This window comes from Microcoleus sp. B4-C1 (assembly GCF_036705285.1).
In the GTDB taxonomy this organism is placed as follows: Bacteria; Cyanobacteriota; Cyanobacteriia; order Cyanobacteriales; family Microcoleaceae; genus Microcoleus.
Genome location: NZ_JAUBUC010000035.1, coordinates 30,114 through 52,992, shown reverse-complemented (window position 1 = coordinate 52,992; position 22,879 = coordinate 30,114). Strand labels below are relative to the sequence as shown.

Here is a 22,879-nt window from a genome sequence, read left to right as displayed (position 1 = left end):
CACGAACCCAGGATGCCTCTCTTTGAACGAGATCGCTCCCGAGTAGAAAATTGATTCTAGTTGAGAGTCAGGTTGCTGACACCGCCGCCACTGCTGGATTTGCCCGAAGTGGGTCGGGTGTCCGAGCAGTGAATGATGAACCAAGCGGTGCTGCCGAGCGAGAGGAAACGGGCGCTTAGGAAGCTTGGAGTGGATTCGTTAAGTATTTTCCTGCCTGATTTAAGTATTTTCCCGCATGAAAACAGTTACTTTTATAAACACTTAACATAAGTTAAAAAACTCTCAGTAAATATACAGAAATTTCTTCGGACTTGCAGCAGCAAAAACTATAAAGTTCAGTATTGTAACTAATATATTTATAATCTAGTCTAGCCGATAATAAGGATGAGCAACAAGTTGAGCGCAGTCGTAGGAGTAAGCGTAAGTAAAGATTCCTCGAATTTACTCAACGCCAAATCAATTAAAAATCCAGGGTGCAGCCATGACTTTAACAAAGCCATTTCGATTGCCTTTTCCCCAAAAAAGTAGCAAAAGCACAAATTTGGCAACCCCTACCTTGACTGTCAATCCTACAGCAGACAGTTTGAGAGCTCGAACATCAAGCAAAACAATCAATAATAATAGTCCTGGACGCATAGACTCTACTTGTATGATGCGCTGCTCCCTGCCTTACCACTACAGATAGTGTCAAAATTGACCCGTTGAATCGAGGACTGAATAAATTGAGCCTAGGACTGAATAAATTGAGTCTAGGACTCAATAAATAGCGAAAGCGAGTAACAATAGCGAAGGCGGGCTACAGTCGTTTAAGGAGTACGGAAGAGCCTTATAACTCCATTCAAACAGGCGACTCGACCAAAGCGGGTAACATAATTGCAACTCGCATCTCCTCAAAAAGATAAGTGACGCATCCAAGCTTACCAAAACTATAATTTAACCCTCAAATCAGGAGTGCAAGCGAGTGCCTTTAACAGACCCGATTGGAGAACCTTTAATAGAAAAACAGGAATCCTTAATTCCCGGACTTGCCCCGACAAAGCCCCCTCTGCTGCCGGGAATTCAAACCTCAAAACCTTTATTATATCAAGCTCCGGCAGAATCATCCGAATCCGAACAGCTTAACTTAAACTTAATAGAACCAGCAAGCGAACCCACCTCCGAATTCAGTCTAACAGAAACTGATGCTTTTATTATTAATAAACCCTCCGATATTAACAGCATATCTTCTGCCAACACCAGCCTTCTGATAACTAACAGCACTCTCAGGGATACAACAAATTCTGAAGTTGATCCCCTAATTGGTAAACTCGACTCCGACTTAGGAGACCTCCTAATCAACCCGAATCGAATTGCATCAAATAACGTTTCTTCAGATTCTAATAAATCTGCGACTGACATACCTCCAGTCAACTCGTCAATCAGCAGCTCTGAACTAAATAAAACCACAGCAGCTACAACCGCGGTTCCCGATGAATTGCTGGAAAATAAAACACAATTATCGCCAACCGCCTCCACAAAATCAGAACAAGATTCGGACAAAACATTACCCGTTGTAACTGCATCTACCACGAGCGAAAAAGCTTCGGACAAAACGCCATTGCCCGCTACGGCTGAAACGACTTCAAAACTCGAAGAACACCAAACGCCTTTATCATCAGAGACTACACTCAAAAGCGAGTCATCACCAAACAAAATATCACCTGCAACTGCATCAACGTCTGACAATTCAGGAGAAAATACAACATCACCCGCAACTGCCTCAGCCACTGAAAACCCTGAACTAGATCGAACATTACCTGCAACTACATCAACGACTGATAAATCAGAACCAGATCGAACATCACCTGCAACTGTATCAACGACTGATAAATCTGAACTAGATCAAACATCACCTGCAACTGCATCAGCCGCTGAAAACCCTGAACTAGATCGAACATTACCTGCAACTACATCAACGACTGACAAATCTGAACCAGATCAAACATCACCTGCAACTGTATTAACGACTGATAAATCAGAATCCAACAAAACCTCAGTTGCAACTGTATCAACGACTGACAAATCAGAATCCAACAAAACTTCACCTACCGAAATCTCCACCACCAACAACTTAGAGACCGCCACTAATCTAGAACCAAATAAAACCTCAACCCCAGAACCAGATCAAACCTCAACTCCCCCAACCAACGTTAACTTTGACTCAAACGCATTCACTGTCGATGAAAAAGGAATAGTCGGCATACAATTCACATCCGACGGCGGCTGGTATAGCGGACAACTAGCCATCGTCAGCCTACTCGGAATGGAAAAATTCGTTCCCGGTTCCGAGGCCTTCATCAAAGAAGCAGCAAGTCGAGCTTTAAGCAACTCGACAAAGGGCTACATCGCAATTTCTGACGATTTAGAAGGAGCATATTACACCGATCCTAACAGCTCAGAAAACCTCAATTCCGGGCAATACCTCGGCACAAAAACATTTGCCATGACGCCTGGAGACAAATTCTTCTTCATGCTAGTCCCCAACGGCACCGTACAGCAAGTATACGACAACCCCGCAATCGGCGACGACAAAAAACCCCTATTTTCAATAGCTACAGACAATCCCAGCGACACCTTCAGTATCGGTCAAATTGCCGACATTACAGGCGAAGGCCAACTCTTCGCCATGGAAGACATGGGGCTAATTCAAGGAAGCGATATCGATTACGATGATATCACATTCCGTGTCACGGGTGCTACATCCAAAATAGTTCCCCTCAGCGAATTAGTTGACTCCTTCTCTGCATCAATTCACTCCCAGTTAGTTCAAAAACTGAAGGGTGAATCGGATAAATCAGAGCCGAAATTTACCCGAGAATCAACTGTTACTAATTCCGGCGATCAATCCCAGGGAGAAACACCATCGATAACTGCTGATAACGACCAACAAAAACCTCAGCCGACAGCAGCAACAGTTGCTAACTCAGACAGCCAAGAATCGCAACCAACAGCAACATCAACAGTTGACAAATCAGATACTGAAGAAGCGCAACCAACAGAAACATCAACAGTTGGCAAATCTGATACTGAAGAAGCGCAACCAACAAAAACATCAACAGTTGGCAAATCAGACAGCCAAGAATCGCCAGCCACAGAAACATCAACAGTTGGCAAATCTGATAGTCAAGAATCGCAACAAATAGAAACATCAATAGTTGACAAATCCGATACTCAAGAATCGCCAGCCACAGAAACATCAACAGTTGGCAAATCTGATAGTCAAGAATCGCAACAAATAGAACAAACAGCCTCTCCCCCAGAGACACCCAGTGTTAGCCCTACTGAATTAAATTCGGAAATTGAACTGCCAGTATTAGCAGAATTTATTGTCAGCGAGTCAGCAGATACTGAATCAATTAAAACCGACACAACTGCAACTAATCGCATTCCTCAATTGCCGGCTTCAGCCGACTATGCTGTAAATAATGCTGCTTCTCCACCAACCGCTGAAACTCTGCTAATTCCCACTCCCATCGCGTCACAGCCTCCTGCAAAAACATCTGAGATTGCCGATAATTTTGGCGAAGAATTGCCAAGACAAACCAATGACAATCTTCCTAATGCTGCGTCACAATTGCCGACCCAAATTACTGAGGTTATTCCCGCATCCAAGGTTGTTGATACCCAAGAAAATGATCGGGCTGTTACCGAAACCGCAGCTAAATTTGAAACTGAACAATTTCTCACAACAACCGCTGAGATTATTGCTACCGAAACAGAAAAGGTTGCCGATTTAATTGAATATGACACCACCTTCCCTGAAATAACATCAGAATTTGAAAGCCAACAATTGGTGACAAAAACCGAGTCAATTGTTGCTACACCCGAAGCGGATGATACGGTTGAACGCGAACTCCCTGTTGCTGAAAAAACAGCCGAATTTGAAAGCCAACAATTACCACCAAAAACAGACGATTTCGCTATTGCAGAATTCACTGCGGATACAATTGATACGGACATCGCTGTCACCTTCACAGCAGCAGAATTAGAAACTGAAAACTCCCCGGCAATTGTCGTTAATTCTCTCGATACCGACCCGCTAATTTCCCACTCAAACTCTAGCGTACAAACCGATTCTCCCATACCGGCACTTTTCTCAACTCCATCAGAAACAGCAGCAGGTACAGCACAGATAGCCTCAGTCGAAACCAGCGTTTCACCCTCAACTCTTAAATTCCCACCCGAATCAAATTCAAATACTTATAATAGCAATTCAACTCCCACAGAAACTACCGAATCCCAGCCCGCATATTCTGATACCGAAATTGCGCCAAAACCCGCAGATATATCGAGCGGTTTGCTGCCGTTAGAGGCAGAAGAATCGGAGCAATTTTCGGACGGTACTGCCGACAGTCAATCTTATTCAGCACAAAGTGCAGGCAACTTCCAAAGCAATATCAATGCCCCAAGAAATTTATCAATAACAACAACAGCCAATTTACAAATCCCCGGTACTTTTATTGTAGATAACCGAGGAGAAGTCAGATTTGACTATGTATTTGACGGCGGCTCCTTTGAAGGCGAACTCGGAATTTTCAGCCTGGCAGGAATGTCCGGGCTTACACCAGGAACTCCAGAATTCATTGCCGAAGCATCCCGTAGAGTTTTAAGCAATTCCACCGACGGACACATTGTCATCAGCGACGCTACAGAAGGAGCCAAATTCACCGGTGCGATGCCGTTCGACTGGGAGTGGGGCAGCGGCGAATATCAGGGTATCAAAACTTTCAATATGACCCCAGGCGACACCTTTGCCGTCATGTTAGTCCCCAACGGTACAGTGCAGTCATCGCTCGAATCCTCATATTCGGGAAATTGGTTCCCCGAAAACCGCCCCTTATTCAGTATCGCCACAGCCAATCCCAACGATACATCTTACGTGTTGCCTCTAGCCGACACAACCGGAACGGGGAACACTTTTGCGATGGAAGATATGTCGGCCGCTAACTCTGACGGCGACTACAATGACCTTATCTTCACAGTGCTTGGGGCAACAGGAAACGCACCGCTGCTGGATGCAGTTATCAATCCTGACAGAGAATGGCGCAATACTCAGCTCGGACAGCAACTGATAGAATACGCCAACAGCCAAGTGCCACCGGAGACAGCCCCCCCCGCAATTGCAGCAGCGCTAGTTAACGACACCGGTTCTAACAGTACCGACGGCATCACCAATAACCCCGCCATCAGCGGAACAATTACCGATGCCAGCGACATTGCTAGCTTCCGCGCCAGTTTTTCGAGGGAGTCTACCGGTATTGAACTTAAAGACTTGCTAACCTCCGACGGCAGCTTTGCACTCACCCCCAACACACTATCCACAGTAAACGGCAACACCTTAACAGACGGCACGTACACCCTATACCTGCTTGCAACCGACTCTCACGGCAACACCAACACCTTTGAACTCCCCTTCACCCTCGACACGACACCGCCAGAACTAACATTTGGCTTAAACCCAGCTTTCGACACTCCTCCCGTTGCAGACGGGCAAACCCTAGACTCCACCGTCACCTTAACCGGGCAAACCGACCCCGGAAGTACCGTTATTCTAGCTGAAACAGGAGCTGTAACTACTGCTGACTCTACAGGACGCTTTGAGTTTGCAGGAGTAACATTAGCTATTGGCAGCAACAGTTTCACCGCCACTGCCACAGACAATGCCGGCAATTCCAGTACCGCCAGCAGAACTTTTACCCGCACCTCCGCTACTGACTCAGGCGTTATATGGCTGGCTGAAGGGACATCCTTCACAGAAAAGTTAGAACGGCCCATTACAATTCCAGCAGTGCCGTCAACCCTTACTGTGAATATCGCCGGTCTCAACTTCGACTTGGCAGACTCCGACTCCATCAAGGATGCTTTTGAAATAGCTTTAGTCGATGCCAGCGGTCGCTCTTTAGTTCACACTGTAGGAACGGGACTCAACAGCTTCTTCAATTTCACCGAAGGACAGCCTCCCCAACTAGCAGCAGGCGTTACTTTCAACGGCTCTAATATCAGTGTAAATTTATCGCAAATAGCGGATGGTACGGCTGCTACACTGCAAATACGGTTGGTCAACAACGACAGCGATACAGCAACGCAAGTCGGCATCACCTCAATTGCCATTCAACCTTCATCGGCTGCAATAGTTCCTGTAACAGCATCGCCCTCCGAGGATGTATCCCCTAACGTACCAGTCAATTTCAATCGCTTGCAGGACGTTTCGAGCAGTCTGGAAGTAGAATACAAACAGACTTCATTCAATTCAAGCAGCAAAATTCTTTACGCTGATTTAGCTGTAAAAAATGCGGGTCAGTATCCGGTGCGGGGTACGTTGTTGGTAGGGATAAACAATATTAGCGACCCAACGGTGCGACTGTTGGATGCGGACGGAATGACGCCGGAAGGAATTCCTTATTACGATATTAGCAAACTGGTTGGTGACGGCATTTTAAAGCCGGGGGAACTGACATCAACCGATACGTTAAAGTTTTACAATCCTCAAGGAGTTCAGTTTAGTTACGATTTAGTATTTTTAAGCCAGTTAAATCAAGTTCCACAATTTAAGGCGACACCAAATACGGAAGCTTTGGTGGGTAAAAGTTACGTTTATACTGCAATTGCTGTTGATGCCGATGGGGATGCGCTGACTTATTCCTTGTTGGAAAAACCGTTGGGGATGGAGATAGATGCTCAAACCGGAATTATTAGTTGGAATCCGGTTGCCGGAGATATTGGAAATCACGCGGTGACGGTGGAAGTGGGAGATGGAAAAGGTGGAGTGGCCAAACAAAAATATGTGCTTTCAGCTATTAATCCGCCTCCGAATCGGCCGCCGATTTTCACTTCGACGCCCATTGTCGATGCAGCCGTCAATACACCTTACCGCTACGATGCCGATGCCAAAGACCCAGACTCCGATACCCTAACCTACAACTTGGTACTCGGCCCAGAGGGAATGAGGGTCAACCCAGAAACGGGAATCGTCCAGTGGACTCCGCCAGCAGCAATGGTATTTGGCGACACCGTACTGGGGCGAATTGGCAATCAAGGCGAACAAGATATCTATACTTTCAGCGCTCTCGAAGGACAGCGACTGTACTACGACTCTCTTAGGAGCACTCCTGGACAGACATTAAAGTTGTACAGCCCCAGCGGCTTGCTGGTACTCGATAGCAATACAAGCTATCAAGGCTCTCCAATCAACCTGACCGAAACGGGCAACTACCGCTTAGTCATTGATGGTGCTGCGGGAGACTACGGTTTCAGCTTAATTGACATGGAGCAGACACCCGTTGCACCTTTCGACAGAAACGTGACGGGTGTGCTGAGTCCCGGCTCAGAAGATGACGCATATCGCTTCAACGGAGCCAAAGGACAAAGGCTGTACTTTGACCAACTCAGCACCAACTCCAACCTGAACTGGGTACTATATGATGGAGAGGGCAGGCAGGTAAGCTCCTGGGTTGACGGAAAACAAGTAAGCTCTTGGTACGTAGGCTGGTACGACAACGAGATCGTCTTGCCCAGCGACAGCGAGTATACTTTGGTAATGCGGGGCAGCGCGCCCTTCTTCGGCAGCACCTCTTATACCTTCCGAATTGTTACACCCGACACGATTACTTATCCGCTACAGTTGGGCAACAACGCCAACCCCAACACCGTCAGTGCCGCCATTACCGAAAAAGGCGAACAGGATATCTATACTTTTGGTGGCACGAAAGGGCAGCGCCTCTACTTTGACTACTTGTCGAGCAGTTCCCAAGTAAATGCGTCCGTAAAGCTTGTCAGTCCCAGCGGTGTAGACACTTTCAACATCAACTTAGGCGCAGATACAGAGCCATTTACTATAAACGAGACGGGTACTTACCGCTTAGAGATTGACGGTCACGGGGAAAGCACGGGCAACTACAGCTTCAACTTGCTAGATGTGGGTCAAGCCACGCCCATTAACTTGGATGCAGATGTCACCGGAAACTTAAATCCCGGTTTTGAAACCCACTTCTATTCCTTTACTGGGGACGCCAGTCAGCGCCTTTATCTCGATTCAGAACCGAGTTCGGGGTGGGCAAACTGGACGCTTTACGGACCTGGGAATCAGGCCATCGCTACGGACAGCAAGACAACCTTTGGCGGCCCCAACACCTACGCTGGGTACAACCCCAGCGGTTTAGGTGGCGATTTTGAGGTCGTGCTGCCATCAGCGGGTAGCTACCTGCTGGCAGTCCAGGGGCGCAACGCCACTCCTTTTGATTACAAATTCCGGGTCATTACTCCCCAAACTCAATCCGGGGGAACGCTGACACCAGATACATGGGGGAACTTGAGCGTATCCGGCAGCATCAGCGAAAAAGGAGAAAGGGATGTCTATACCTTCAGTGGCAGCACCAACCAGCGACTGCTGCTAGACGCTTTGGTAGAGACACCTAACACTTACGTTCGATTGGTCAGTCCCAGCGGTATTGAAGTCTTTAATACCCCTGCATCCGGGGACTGGGCGAGAACTATCCCATATATTCTTCCTGAAGCTGGAAATTATCGGCTGATTGTAGACGGGTATATCGAATCCACAGAAAATTACAATTTCCGGCTGCTCTCTTTAACAACAGCACCGACATTAAACCTGAATGCTCCTACCAGTGGTACTTTGAGTCCGGGGTCGGAGACGGACGTTTACCAGTTTACAGGTACCGAGGGCGATCGCCTGTATTTGGACACCCTCCTTTCCTCGTCCCCCGGCGGTTGGAATCTCTATGGACCTGGCAACCAGTTAGTGACCTCTAATTACCTGTGGAGCGACATAGAGACAGTGCTGCCGGGAAGCGGAACGTACTACATAGTCTTGCGCGGGGACGGCACTCCCGCGCCAGGCGGCAATGGCACCGCCGCACCTATCAACTACAGCATCCAGCCATTTTTCTCAACTGCCAACCCTACCCCTCTCACCTTGGGTTCCGTCAACAGTGCCAGTATCAGCAAACCCGGAGAACAAGATGTTTACACCTTTACTGGCAGCGTCGGACAGCGACTGTACTTTGACCCCCAACTCGGCAACGGCAACATCACAGCTAAAATCACCAGTCCCAGCGGTCTGGAAATCTTCAGCGGTTACACAAGTGCTGACGGCCTGTCCAATATTCTCACTGAAAGCGGAACTTACCGCTTGACAATTGACGGCAATTATGATACCTCCGGCAACTACAGTTTCCGCTTGGGGGATGCAACAGCAGCCCCAACCCTGTCTCCGGGAACGGCAACGCCAGGCAGCTTGCCCCCAAACGAAGCAGTGCTATATCAAATCAGCGGTACGGCAGGAGAGCGAATCCAATTCGACAGCTTGTCGCCAACAGCATCGGGTGCAAGCTGGGCGCTGTACGCTCCCGGTTTTCCAAACTTTTCGTCACAGATAGGCGGCTCTGGGCTAAACAGCGATTTTGAAGTGTTGCTGCCCGTTACAGGTACTTACACCCTAGCGTTGCAGAACCCATCGAGCAGCAGCGTCAGTTACAACATCTCCGCGAACAACATCACCCCCCCGCCAGTGGCGAACTCGGGTTTGGGGATAGCACGCAGCGGTACGGTTTCGCCAGGAACCCCGGCCAACCAAACTTTTACTGCCAGTGCGGGTACGTTAGTTTACTTCGACAGCCTTGATACGGATGGCGATGCTGTCTCCGTCACGCTGTTGAACCCGAGCGGCTCTGTTGTCTCTGCCCTCAATGGCTCCAGCGCAAGCACAGATTCCCCAAGCCCGATTCAATTGCAACAAACAGGAACCTACACTTTGCGAGTAGAGGGAACCGGCGATTACGGCTACTCCTTGCTCGACTTGGGGGCATCCCAGACCCTGAATTTGAATACGACTGCGAGCATCCCGTCAATCCCAGCTTGGGGAACAACCGCTTACAAGTTTGATGGCGCGGTGGGCCAAAAGCTGTATTACGACGGGCTGACCAATAACTCAGGCGTCTCCCTTAAGTTAATTTCTGCCAGCGGCCGCCAAATCGCTAACTTTACAGCAGCAGAATACTGGACAAACATCGCAGCCGATAGGCTCGACACCTTAACCGAAAGTGGCACTCACTACTTGCTGGTGTCTAACGACCAAGCAACACCAACCGCCAACGTCAGCTTCCGCCTCCTCGACAGAACGATCGCTACCCCCTTGGTTCTGGATACAGATATTCAAAGCACCTTTACCCCCAGCCCTTCTGAAACCGACTTGTACCGCTTTGACGGGCAAGCTGGTCAGTATTTGTACTTTGATGCCTTAGATGGTTCGTGGTCTAATACGTGGACTCTTTACGGGCCGGGGGGACAGACAGTTATTAACAGAACGCAAGCACTTAGCGACTTTGAGCTAGCGTTACCCGGAGATGGCGAGTACCTGTTAGCTTTGCAAGGACACAACGGCAATCCGGCTACCTATAAATTCCAAGTCGTGACACCGACAATGCCCGTAGCATCCCTTCCCATTGGCACCCCAACCCCACCCAACAGTACCATCAGCGAGCCTGGGGAACAAGACATTTACACCTTCAATGGAACGGCAGGCCAGCGCCTGTACTTCGACGGCATTGCAGATAGCGGTTCAAAAAACGTTCGGCTTCTAAGCCCCAGCGGTGTCGAGGTATTCCCCAACATATCGACATCCTGGAACCGCGACTTGTTCGCGCTTCTGGAAACGGGTATTTACCGCGCTGTTGTCGATACCCCTACTACAACATATATCCCAGACACCACCAAAACAGGCGCTTACAGCTTCCGCTTCTTAGACGCTTCAACAGCAGCAACAGTGGTGCTGGACGCCCCCGCTCAAACTTGGACTGTGGGAGCCAACGAAACGCGGTTGTTGCAGTTTGCAGGTACAGCAGGGCAAAATGTCTACTTTTTAAATGATGGTAGCAACTGGACGCTTTACGGACCAGGCAACAGCATCCTGAAAACGAATTGGTCGGGCGATGCAGAATTAACCTTGCCGAGCGACGGCACTTACACCGTAGCGCTTGTTAACCCATATAACAGCAGCGCAAATTACCCATTCCAAGCAGTTACTTCTGAACGGACAACAGCCCCCATCGAATTCGGGAACGCGGCAACGGGTGCCATTGGGAAAATGGGCGAACTGGACACCTACACTTTCACGGGTACGGTAGGTCAGCAGCTAGTCGTAGATAGCCTCGTCGCTAATGATCCTTATTTGCGGACGAAAATTTTTAGTCCCAGCGGCAAAAAGATTTACGAACAGCAAACAACAGCAGAACAGACACCAATAACCCTACAAGAGGCAGGTGCTTACCGAGTTGAAATTGATGGGGATTGGAGAGGCACGGGCAACTACAGTTTCCGCCTCCTCGACACTGCCAGCACCAACCATCCCAGCGTCTTCGACTTGCCCTTTGACCAAAACCTGTCGGGTACTTTAGCTAGTGCCCGAGAGCGGCAAGTTTATCGGTTTGAAGGAACAGAAGGGCAACACCTGTATTTTGATCTAGCAGGAAGCTGGGATTACTGGAATAAGGGTACGGGTTGGACGCTTTACGGGCCTGACAACCAAGTGATACCTGCGCCCCTCAGCGGGCTGTCGCCGGACTTAGAAGTCAGGCTGCCGGGGAACGGCACTTACACTCTGGTGATGGGTGGCAGCACCAACGTTACTACTCAAGAGAGTTACCAATTTAAGGTGGTGACACCCGAAACAACTGTATCCCCTTTAACTTTGAGTTCGCCCGTCACGAGCAGTATCAACGAACCTGGAGAACGGGATATCTATAAATTTAATGGCAAGCCCGGTCAGCGACTGTTGTTTGACCGCATCGCAGGTGACAGCAACTTCACTGTTAAGCTGTTCTCTCCCAGCATCCCCACCGATACGGTACTCAACGACCCCAACAGCGGCAGCATAAACGAGTATTGGTGGCGAAGTATCGTGCCGGCGTGGGACGGCCGCTTGGATGCTGACATGACCGCCCCTATGTTTCTGCGGGAGGCAGGCGAGTACCACTTGGTCATTGACGGCACTAACAATACAACGGGCAATTACAGTTTCCGCTTGGTAGATGTGGAAGACCCGCAAGCAGTACCGCTTTTAAATCTGGATGCTGATATTTCCAATACCCTCGCGCCGGGAACGAAGATAGATTTCTACCAATTTAAACCCGCTGTCGGGCAACCACTTTATTTCGATTTAGCAGCTAGTACCGGCAGTGGCGTTAGCTGGGTACTTTACGGGCCGGACAACAAGCCTATCCCAACTGCGGGGTGGACTGGTTCTGATTTTGAAATAACGCCGACAATCCCCGGTACTTACGTCCTTGCCCTTCAGAACAATTCCGCCACGAGCGCCAACTACAGTTTTAAGGTTGTTACCCCTTCTATTACTACCCCTACTGCTTTGGAACTCGGCCGCGCTGTATCGGGGACTATTGGGGAAGCAGGAGAAAGAGACGAGTATACTTTCGCGGGAACTCCTGGACAGCGGGTATATTTCGACAGTCAAGGTGCTAGCAACAGCAACATCCGCGTCAAATTGGTGAGTCCAGGGGGGGCAGAATTTAGCAACAATACCTGGAACCCAGCCAACAGCAATGCGAACTGGAATGCAGCTAATACTGACTGGCCGCCTGCGACTCTTACCGAATCGGGAACTTACCGTTTGGTTGTTGATGGGGATAACAACGCCACGGGCAACTACAATTTCCGCTTGAGTGACATAGCGAGGGCAGCTTCTCTGATTGTAGGAACGCCTACCCTCGGCACTCTTGACCCCGGCAACGAGGTGGAACTGTATAAATTTAGGGGGACGGCGGGACAAAGGCTGAACTTTGATGTGGCTGTACCTTTTGGCAGCAGTGCGGACTGGATACTTTACGGGCCTAACAATCTGCCACTTTCTCCCAGCAGCGGGACGGGTGAGGATTTCAACTTGATGCTGCCGACAAGCGGAGAGTACGTTTTAGGCGTTCGCGGCCGCAGCAGCACCCCTGTTAACTACAGCTTTACGGTAACAAATTCGACACCGGCCTCTGTCGCGACTGCTGGACTTGGTAGCCTGCAAAGCGGAAATATTGCAGCAGGGCAGGTGGTCAACCATACCTTCACGGCTAATGCTGGCACCCGCATTTACTTTGACAGTCAAGACTTGGACAACGACCCAGTTGATGTCAGGCTGTTCAACCCCCAGGGCAGCCAAATCTTTCACATTAACGCCAGCAACGACTGGGGTCACTATCAATTGCAGCAAACGGGGACTTATACCGTGCGGGTTCAGGGAAGTTCTCCTACCAGCACGGGCGACTACCGCTACCGCATTCTAGAATTGCCCTCTGTCACTCCCGACCCCCGCGACAATGAAAATTCCATACAAATGGGAGTGACGGTTAGCAAGACTCAAGACCCAGGGCGAACTGCTGAAGTTTACAGTTTTACTGGCAAAGCCGGACAAACAATCTTTTACGACGGCATGATTCCGAGTGGAGGGGCAGAGTCTGTGAATGCTCGCTTGGTGAGCCCTAGCGGTGACACGATATTTCTCAACGATGGTTGGTGGCGTCCGTCGTCAACTGGCGATGCCGGCCCTTATACCTTAAGTGAGTCTGGTACTTACAATTTGTTACTGACTGGGGAACAAGATTCTCCTGCGGATTACCGCTTCCGAGTGCTGGATTTTGCAGATGCCCAAGACTTGGAACTGAACAAGCGTGTCAGCGCTACTTTGGCGCCGGGGAATCCCGTTCACCTCTACAAGTTTACTGGAACTGCGGGTCAGCGCGTTTTCTTTGACTCCATATCTGGAAGCGGTGCTAATTGGGTACTTTACCAGCCCGGGCATCAAGGCAACCAGCCGAGGATTGTCGGCAACCAGAACAATATTGGTACTGACTTCGAGGCCCTGTTGCCTGTTGACGGGCAGTATGTTTTGGCGGTAATTGGTCACTCAACTACAGCTTCTGCTTACAGTTTCCAAACCCTGTCTGGAAAGTCCGTGCCAGCAATCGTTACTCCAGGAGACGGCGAGACTAGCGGTGCCATCGGTGAGGAATTGGGGACTTACCGTGTTGTCTTAGAAACGAATGACGGCAAAGGTGGTGTTGCCCAGCAAGATTTCCAAGTGCGGGTGGTACCGGAACCGGGTAACAGTTCTCCGACTTTCAACACTCCGGCCGTTACTTCGGGTTATACAAGCGGGCGCTATGTATACGACACGGATGCCAGCGATACTGACGGGGATACTCTCACTTATTTGCTGGAAGACGCGCCCAGCGGTGCAATTATTGATTCAGAAACGGGCAGGATTATTTGGGCGACTCCCGTCGAGGGTACTCACAAAGTGAGAGTCAGAGTCGAGGACGGTCGCGGCAACGCGGACATCCAAAGTTTTGATTTGTCAATCAGCAGCGTCGTCCCCGGCACTGTTAAGGGCAGCGTGTATCTGGATGCCGACGGGACTGGCACTCGCCGCGTTACCAATCCGGGTAACATGACTCCTGACAGTCGGGTAGTAGTGGACCCGCGCTTTGCAGATAACTACGCCGCCTACAACTTAAATCGACCGGACGGCGTACCGGGCATATTGGGGGCGATGACCTTCAAACGCAACCCGGACGGCACTGTTGACCCCAATACCTTGCTCTTGGGCGGCGGTGCGGCATCTCCTGGAGGTGCCCTGTATGAAGTCAAGGTAGTGCGGGGAGAAAACGGTCATATCATCGGCTTAGACGACGACGGCGACCCAGAAACGCCCTACACTGCCAATTACTTTGCCGACTCTTCCTACAGCGATGCGGGTTTGGTCTACACCCCCGACAACGTACTCTTATCCAACTTATGGAAACCTGGTGGAATACATTCTATTAAGCCGGGAGGCGCGCCCAACCAAAGATATCCTGGGGGATTGGGAGGCTTGACTTTCGTTCCCGAAGGTTTTCCGGGAGAGGGGCAACTCAAAGCCACTGGTGCCTACCCCAGCAGTGGATTTTACACCGTCACCTACACGCGCAACGGCAATTTCCCAGACGGTACGCCCCGCTACATCATCAATCCACCTGAATTGGAAACAACCGCAGGTGCCGGCCCGGGTGCCTTTGTTTATATGCCAATCTCCGCACCCAATTTTGACAGCGGTGAAGGTTTGCTGATGGCAGAATGGAATGGTGGTGGCATCTATGCTTACTCTATAGATAACGACGGCAATCCCATTCCTTCAAGCCGAACTCCTTTTGTTACCAATTATGGGGGTGCCTGGGGCGCAACAACCGACCCGGTGACGGGAGACTTACTCTTCAACGCTTGGGCCGGTTTTAGCAACTTAATGGTAGTCCGAGGCTTAGGAAAACCAACTGATAACGAACCAGGAATGGAAAACTGGTTAGTTTACGTTGACACTAACCGTGACGGCATCCGAAATACCAACGAACCCTTCACCTACAGCGACGTCAGCGGTAATTACTCATTCACCCTAGCCCCCGGAAACTACCGCATCGTCTCGCAATTACAACCCGGATGGACTCAAACATCTCCAACCAATCCCATTTATCAAGAAGTCACAGTTACCGCCAACAATACGAAATTTGGAGTAGATTTTGCAGCCACAAATTCCAAATTAGCAGGCCCCAATATTGACCCGGAATTTACCAGTACCCCGCCAACAACAGTCAAAGCAGGAGAAAGATTAGTCTACAGAACAACTGCAACTGACTTAAACAACGACGACTTAACCTTCGATTTAGCAGTCGCCCCCAAAGGCATGGCAGTTGCCCCCAACGGTACAATATCTTGGCGTCCCCCACTCTCAGCAGTCGGCACCCACGACATCATTGTCAGAGTAAATGACGGCAGAGGCGGCATCGATTTACAAGCCTTCAAAATCGAAGTTACCCCCGGAAACAACGCCCCAGTCTTCACGAGTCAATTACCACAAAACATCAATCCCGCCGTCAACCAACCATTCCAATATCAAGCCAAAGCCATAGACTTAGATGGAGACACAATTACCTACTCCATAATTCCCAATTCCAGCAAACCTGTCACCCCCACCAACGCCACAATCAACCCCACCACCGGAGTAATTAATTGGACTCCCACCACCGCACAACAAGGAGGCGCATTCAATTGGGCATATGCCGGCGAAGTCGAACCTTGGGAAATCCTGATCAAAGCAACAGACAATAAAGGCGGAGAAGCATTCCAAAGAATCGAATTAACCGTCAGCCCAGCCGCCCCCAATCGAGCACCATCTATTACCTCAACTCCCCGCACAAATACCCGTTTGGGCAAGACTTATTTCTATCAAGTAGAAGCCAAAGACCCAGACGGCAACCCCTTAACATATACTCTATTAAATCCGCCCTCCGGTATGGCATTTGCAACGCCAGCTTCGACGCCCGCCGGCATGACATTCCAAGAAGGATTGATTAGTTGGACACCCGGAGTCTCGCAGCAGGGAACTTATCCCATTACCGTCAGAGTTAGCGACGGTTTAGGAGGTTTAGCTACTCAAACATTCAACCTAATTGCCGATAATATTGCCAACAATCGCGCACCGAGTATCGATTCTACTCCCACAGAACAAATTACTAATCTAGCCAAGCTTTATCAATACAATTTGACGGGTAGCGATGCGGATGGAGACAGGTTGCTGTGGAGTTTGGACAAAGCACCATCCGGGATGATTGTTGACCCCCTATCTGGTTCTTTACGCTGGCAGCCTAACGCAGAACAAATTGGCGAAAATACCATTTCTGTAAGAACAATTGACGGCAACGGCGGTTATGCCGTCCAAGAATTTAGCTTGACTGTCAGGGGAATAAACACGCCGCCGACTGTGGTTTCAACTCCTCCATCGAAGGCAGCAGTAAATCAAGTTTACGCTTATACAGTTGTCGCGACTGATTTGGAAAATGACCCGCTGACTTTCAGTTTGAGTAAGTATCCCGTCGGGATGGCAATTGATAGTAACGGTGTTATTCAATGGATGCCGAATGCTACTCAAATCGGGCTGCATTCTGTGGAAGTTGCCGTGACTGATAAACAAGGGGCAATTGCTACTCAAACTTTTACTGTCACTGCGGGAACTACTGCTACCAACCTGCCGCCTGCTATCACTTCCACACCTGTATTTACAGCCTCACCAGGACGCCCTTACAGCTACCAAGTAACTGCAACTGATGCTGACGGTACTATCTCGCAATACCAATTATTGCAATCTCCAACTGGGATGACAATTAATTCAGCTACTGGTGTTGTTACTTGGAACAATCCTGTTGCTGGAAACCATCAAGTGGTAGTCGGGGCTGTTGACAATTCTGGTACGGGGGCAGCCCAAGGTTTTGAGTTAATTTCTCGGGCTAATTCAGCAGCGGTTGTGCCAAATGTTCCGATTCAATCTGTCTCGCCCGGTGCCAGTTATCGCTACGATTTGAAGGCGACTGATAGCAATGGAGATTTGTTGACCTTTGGTTTAATTCAATCTCCAACTGGCATGACTGTTGATGAATTCGGGCGGATTAGTTGGAAGCCGACTGCTGCTAATATCGGTAATCATCCGGTTTCTGTTAAAGTGACTGATACTTTTGGAGAAAGCGTTACTGTTTCTTACAATTTAAGCGTTGTTGCCGATACTTCTGCACCTAAAGTCAATCTGATTGCCAGCAATAATACCGCTAATCTCGGAGATTCGGTCATCTTTACCGTGAATGCTGTCGATAACGTGAAAGTCGAATCTTTGGGCTTAACTATCAACGGCACTCCCGTAGTTTTAGATGCACAAGGAAGAGCAACTGTCAAGTTAAATAACTTAACTCCCATCACGGCAATTGCCACAGCACTAGATGCGGCCGGAAATGTGGGGAATGCGACTCAAGTTGTCAGGGCGATTGATACGGATGATGTCAATGCGCCAATTATCAATATCAGTTTAGCGGATGATGTTGATGTTTCTACACCTCTGGTAATTCGAGGTACGATAACTGACAGCAATTTGGATTACTATACTTTGTCAGTAGCCCCGGTTGGTAGCAGTCAATTTAAGGAAGTTTATCGGGGAACTACTGCTGTCAGCAACGAAACGATTGCGACATTTGACCCGACTGTTTTGGCTAACGGCGCTTACACTCTCAAATTCACTGCATTCGATGCTAACGGTAACGGTTCGACTACTGAAAGGACGGTGAATGTTGCGGGGGATTTGAAGTTGGGTAATTTCCGGTTATCGTTTACTGATTTATCGGTTCCAGTTGCAGGAATTCCGATTAATGTCACGAGAACTTACGATTCTTTGAATGCTAATTCTAGCGATGATTTCGGCTACGGCTGGCGGATGGAATTCCGGGATACGGATTTGAAGACTTCTTTGAAAGCTGACCCGACTTATGAGGAATTGGGGATAAATACTGTACCCTTTGATAGCAAGACTAAGGTGTTTATCACCCTACCCGGAGGCAAGCGGGAAACCTTTACATTCAAGCCGAACTCGCATTATTTGAATCAGTATTTAGGGGCGGCCGGGCCGGGGGCAGCGATGTACAAGCCGGCTTTTGAGTCGCATTCGGGTTCGACGGTGACTCTGACGGTTAAGGATGCGAATTTGATACGGAATGAGTACGGCGAGTATTACGGGGTGAACGGGCAGCCCTTCAATCCCGAAAATCCGGCGTTTGGTGGGGTTTATGTGTTGACGACTCTTGAGGGATTGGTTTACGAGATTGATGCTAAGTCTGGGGATTTGTTGACTGCTACTGATGCGAATGGGAATAAGTTGAGTTTTAGCGATGCGGGGATTGCAAGTTCGACTGGTAAGTCGGTGACTTTTGAGAGGGATGTTGCTGGGAGGATTGTCGGTGTTGTTGACCCGGATGGGAAGAAGGTTAAGTACGAATACGATGCGAAAGGGGATTTGGTTGCTGTTAAGGATAGGGAGAATAATGCAACTCGGTTTGAGTATGAAGATGAAGACAGGCCGCACTTTTTAACTGAGGTTATCGATTCGTTGGGACGCAGTGGAGTTAAGACTGAGTACGACGATTCCGGTCGTTTGAAGCAAGTAATTAATGGTGCTGACGTACCCATCAACATCGAATATAAGCCTGAAGAATCAGTACAAGTTGTCAAAGATGTTTATGGCAATCCCACTATTTATAAATATGATACTCGCGGTAATGTCTTGCAAGTAGCAGATGCCTATGGTAACTCCACCTACTTTGAATACGACGACAACAACAATGTTACGCAGACTAAAGATGCCAACAACCTAGTAACTAAATATCAATATGACAGTCAGAGCAATCTAATTTCTCGGACGGAGACTTATTGCGGCTGTCCCGGCGTAGTACCTGGCACTTCTCACTATACCTACAACGGCTATGGACAGATGACATCGCTAGTAACGCCAACAGGTGCGTTAGTGCGATTCAACTACGATTCTCGCGGCAACTTGCTATCAATTAAAGACGGTCAAGGCAATGTCATTCAATCCTTTACTTATTATGCCAATGGCCTAGTTAAAACTGAGACAGAAGGAGCTAGTACCACTTATTACGAATATGACGATTATGGCAACGCCATTAAGAGTGTAGAATCGGATGGTAGTGCCACTTATATGACTTATGATAGCAACGGTCGTTTGAAAACAATGGTGCAAGATAGTGGTACTCCTGCCGATACCACAGATGATGAAACTTATACATTTACTTACGACAAATTAGGACGAGAAAAGCGCGTCGATTATGGCGATGGTATCTGGGTAGAATACGGCTATACAGGCAGTGGTAGCGATTGGACGAGTTTAGATGCTCCTACTATCGGTCATATGGAGCGTAAGCTAACTGACGATGGTAAATTAGCAGGTTGGGTAACGCCCGATGGCGGTACGCCCAGCTTCTATTACGACTTAGCAGGAAGGCTGTGGAAAGAGACAGACGAAGCGGGCAATATTACCACTGAATACGAATACGATGCCGCCGGAAGATTAACAAGCATCAAAGACGTGCAAACTGGGGCGGAAATAACTAAAAAGTACGATGCCGGCGGTCGGAGAATTGAAGAAATCGACCCGCTTGGTGCATTTGTTAAGACTGTTTATGACCCCAGAAGTGGTAAATTAACTTCAACTCAGAGAGGCAAATACTTAACAGATACAACCAATAATTTAATTCTCGATGCAGCAGGTAATCCTATCCCTGACCCCGCCGTAAATCCTCAAACTTGGACATACGAATACAGCGGCACGAGAACAACTATTACCGACCCATTAGGACGCAAAACCACATCCGTACAAGACGCGAACTATCTGCCAGTAGAGACTATTTACCAGCAGCGAGATGGTCTCAACTACAGCGAGAAAGTTAAATATTTGTATGCCAATAATCTGCAAGAAGCTAAAGACTACCCAACTGAAATTACAGACATTGGCGGTAACGACCGCGATTTCACCTACGACCAATTTGGGCGGTTAAAGACGGCGACGGATTTGGGCAATAATATTTATACTTACACCTATGGAGAAGACGGTTTAGCGCTGATTGAAAGTCCTGATAGCGTTACTAGCAGCGGCACGATTAAGGAAAAATTGCGCTACGAATATGACGATTTGGGAAATCTAAAAAAGGTAATTTATGGCGATGGGACGTTCAAACAGATGACTTATCGTTCGACGGACAATCGCTTAGGTACGGCGACCTTACCTAGTGGTGAAACGATTACTTACGAATACAATTCTGCGGGAATGGTAGAATCAGAAACAACTAAAACGGCAGCGGGATTAGTTACCAGCATTGTCACTTATACTTATGGGAATGGCGGTAATATTAAGACAGTAAAAAGTGGCAATGATATCACTACATACCATTACGATTCGCTGACAGGGGCGTTAAGTGGCATCAACTATCCTGATGGCAGTGGCATTGCTTATACTTACGATTTGTTAGGTCGGGTGAAGGGGCAAACAGAATGGGCATCTGCTAGCGGTGCGAGGTATGTCACTAGCTATGGCTACGACGCTTTTGGCAATTTAGCCACAGTTACCGACCCCGTAAGTGGAGTTACTCAGATGGTTTATGATGATGCGAATCGTCTTAAGCAGAGAATTTTACCTGATGGGAAGGTGACGACTACTTATGAATATGACGGCTTAGATCGAGTGAAATCTATTGTTCACAAAAACGATCGCGGCGAAGTGTTGGCAAGCGTGAGTTACGAACGTATTGGGATTGGGGAACCGACGAAGATTACTCGCGAGGATTCGTCGTATGTACTGTTGGAATATGATGAATCGCTACGAGTGAAAAAGGAAAGCTATTATGATGCTTCTGGGGTGTTGCAAGATGAGACGACTTACACTTATGATGCTGCTGGTAAAAGACTGGTGGAATCGAATACAAATAGAGGTAGTCGCTCTTTCAATTATCAGCCTGGATATCAATTAGATACTGTGGCTGAAGTGGGTGAAACTGAAAATTATGATTACGATAGCAATGGACGATTGACGCTAATTGAGCGGGATGGTAAGACGTTGGATTTACAACATGATACCTATGACCGTTTGACTGAGGTGGATAATAAAACTACTGGGGAAACAACCCAGTATATCTATGATGGTCAAGGTAACAGGGTGAAGGCAGTAGAAGGCAATCAAGAGCGTCGATTCTTGGTAACTCCAGCAGGGGGAAGTGGGTTGGAATCGACTGATTTGATGACTGATGCTAATGGGAATTTAATTAGCAATTATATTTATGGTGGTTCTTCAAGTCCCTTCATGCGATTAGATGCTAGTGGTAATCCTGTTTACTATCTCACTGATGCGATGGGGACGGTGATTGGATTGGCTGATGGTAATGGTCAGGAAGTGGGGGATTTTCGCTATGATAGTTTTGGCAATTTGAGAAATGCGTCAGGTGTGGCTGCTAATGCTGGGGTAACAAGTGGTGATTTCCGGTTTCAGGGTCAGTGGTTGGAGTCGGAGAGTGGGTTGTATTATATGCGAGCTAGGGATTACGATCCTAAGACGGGGTTGTTTTTGAGTCGCGATCCGGTTGAGCCTACTGAGCAACAGATTGAGGCTTTCAATCCCTATCAGTTTGCGTACAACAACCCCTATATCTACAGCGATCCGAGTGGGATGATTTCTATTATGGAAATTCAAGCAGCTTATACAGTAGAGAAGATTCTCTACTCTATTGAGAATCGCACTAAACAAGAAATCTATGAACGATTTAAAGATAAAGCTGTAGAAGTAGCAGGCGATGTTTTCTGGAGTGTTTTAAAAACTTTTGCGCCCATAAACTCTCCACTCACAGACGGAGTAAGAGCGATGAATAATGCTCTGGACGCAGGCGTAGAGTTTGAAAGAAAGTTTAAAGGGCAGGTTCGTGATATGTTCGCTGATGCTGGCATAAATTTAGATCAAGTTTTTCTAGAAGTTGGGGTAACTCAGGACGGTCAAGCAACTGGTAATTGGATCAATTTCCCTAATATTGAGGCCAAGGTCCGAGCGGGAGAGCGTCGACCTGATTATGTACTTACTCCTCCTGGGAATCAACCTCGTGGTCGAGGTGTTCAAGTCACTGGCGGACCTCAAAGGAGTTACCTGATTGGAGATATCAAACTTCAACTTAAAACGATTGTAAATACGTACATAGGAAGTGGGGGAAAAGCACCTGAAAATGCTGGACAATGGGATGCTATAGCCAACTATGCGAGAAAAAATGGCTCTAGAGTTGCTGGATTTGTCACTTTATTTGGAGATTATGAAAAAGGAAGGCAACAATCATTTGAGCAAATAGCACAGAAAGCTGCTCTTAGAAAAGGATTCACAGTTTTCATTGTTTCTATTTTGCATGGAGTCGGATACTCTAAAAGATAA

General features: G+C 48.2%; 3 protein-coding genes. 2 read left to right on the top strand and 1 reads right to left on the bottom strand.

What is annotated here, in order from left to right; genetic code table 11:
- Positions 1-50 precede the first annotated feature (50 nt).
- The gene (locus QUB26_RS15830; protein ID WP_333241834.1) at positions 51-179 is read left to right on the top strand and encodes a hypothetical protein; all 129 of its coding nucleotides are present in this window, start codon (positions 51-53) and stop codon (positions 177-179) included.
- 277 nt (positions 180-456) lie between these two features.
- Here the strand turns inward: QUB26_RS15830 and QUB26_RS15825 are convergent, their stop codons facing one another.
- Positions 457-636: a hypothetical protein gene (locus QUB26_RS15825; RefSeq protein ID WP_333241832.1), complete on the bottom strand. Its 180-nt coding sequence runs from the start codon at positions 634-636 to the stop codon at positions 457-459.
- Positions 637-961: 325 nt separating this feature from the next.
- Here QUB26_RS15825 and QUB26_RS15820 point away from each other — a divergent pair, with 325 nt between their 5' ends.
- Positions 962-22,879, top strand: a complete 21,918-nt coding sequence (locus QUB26_RS15820) for a putative Ig domain-containing protein (RefSeq protein WP_333318738.1) — start codon at positions 962-964, stop codon at positions 22,877-22,879.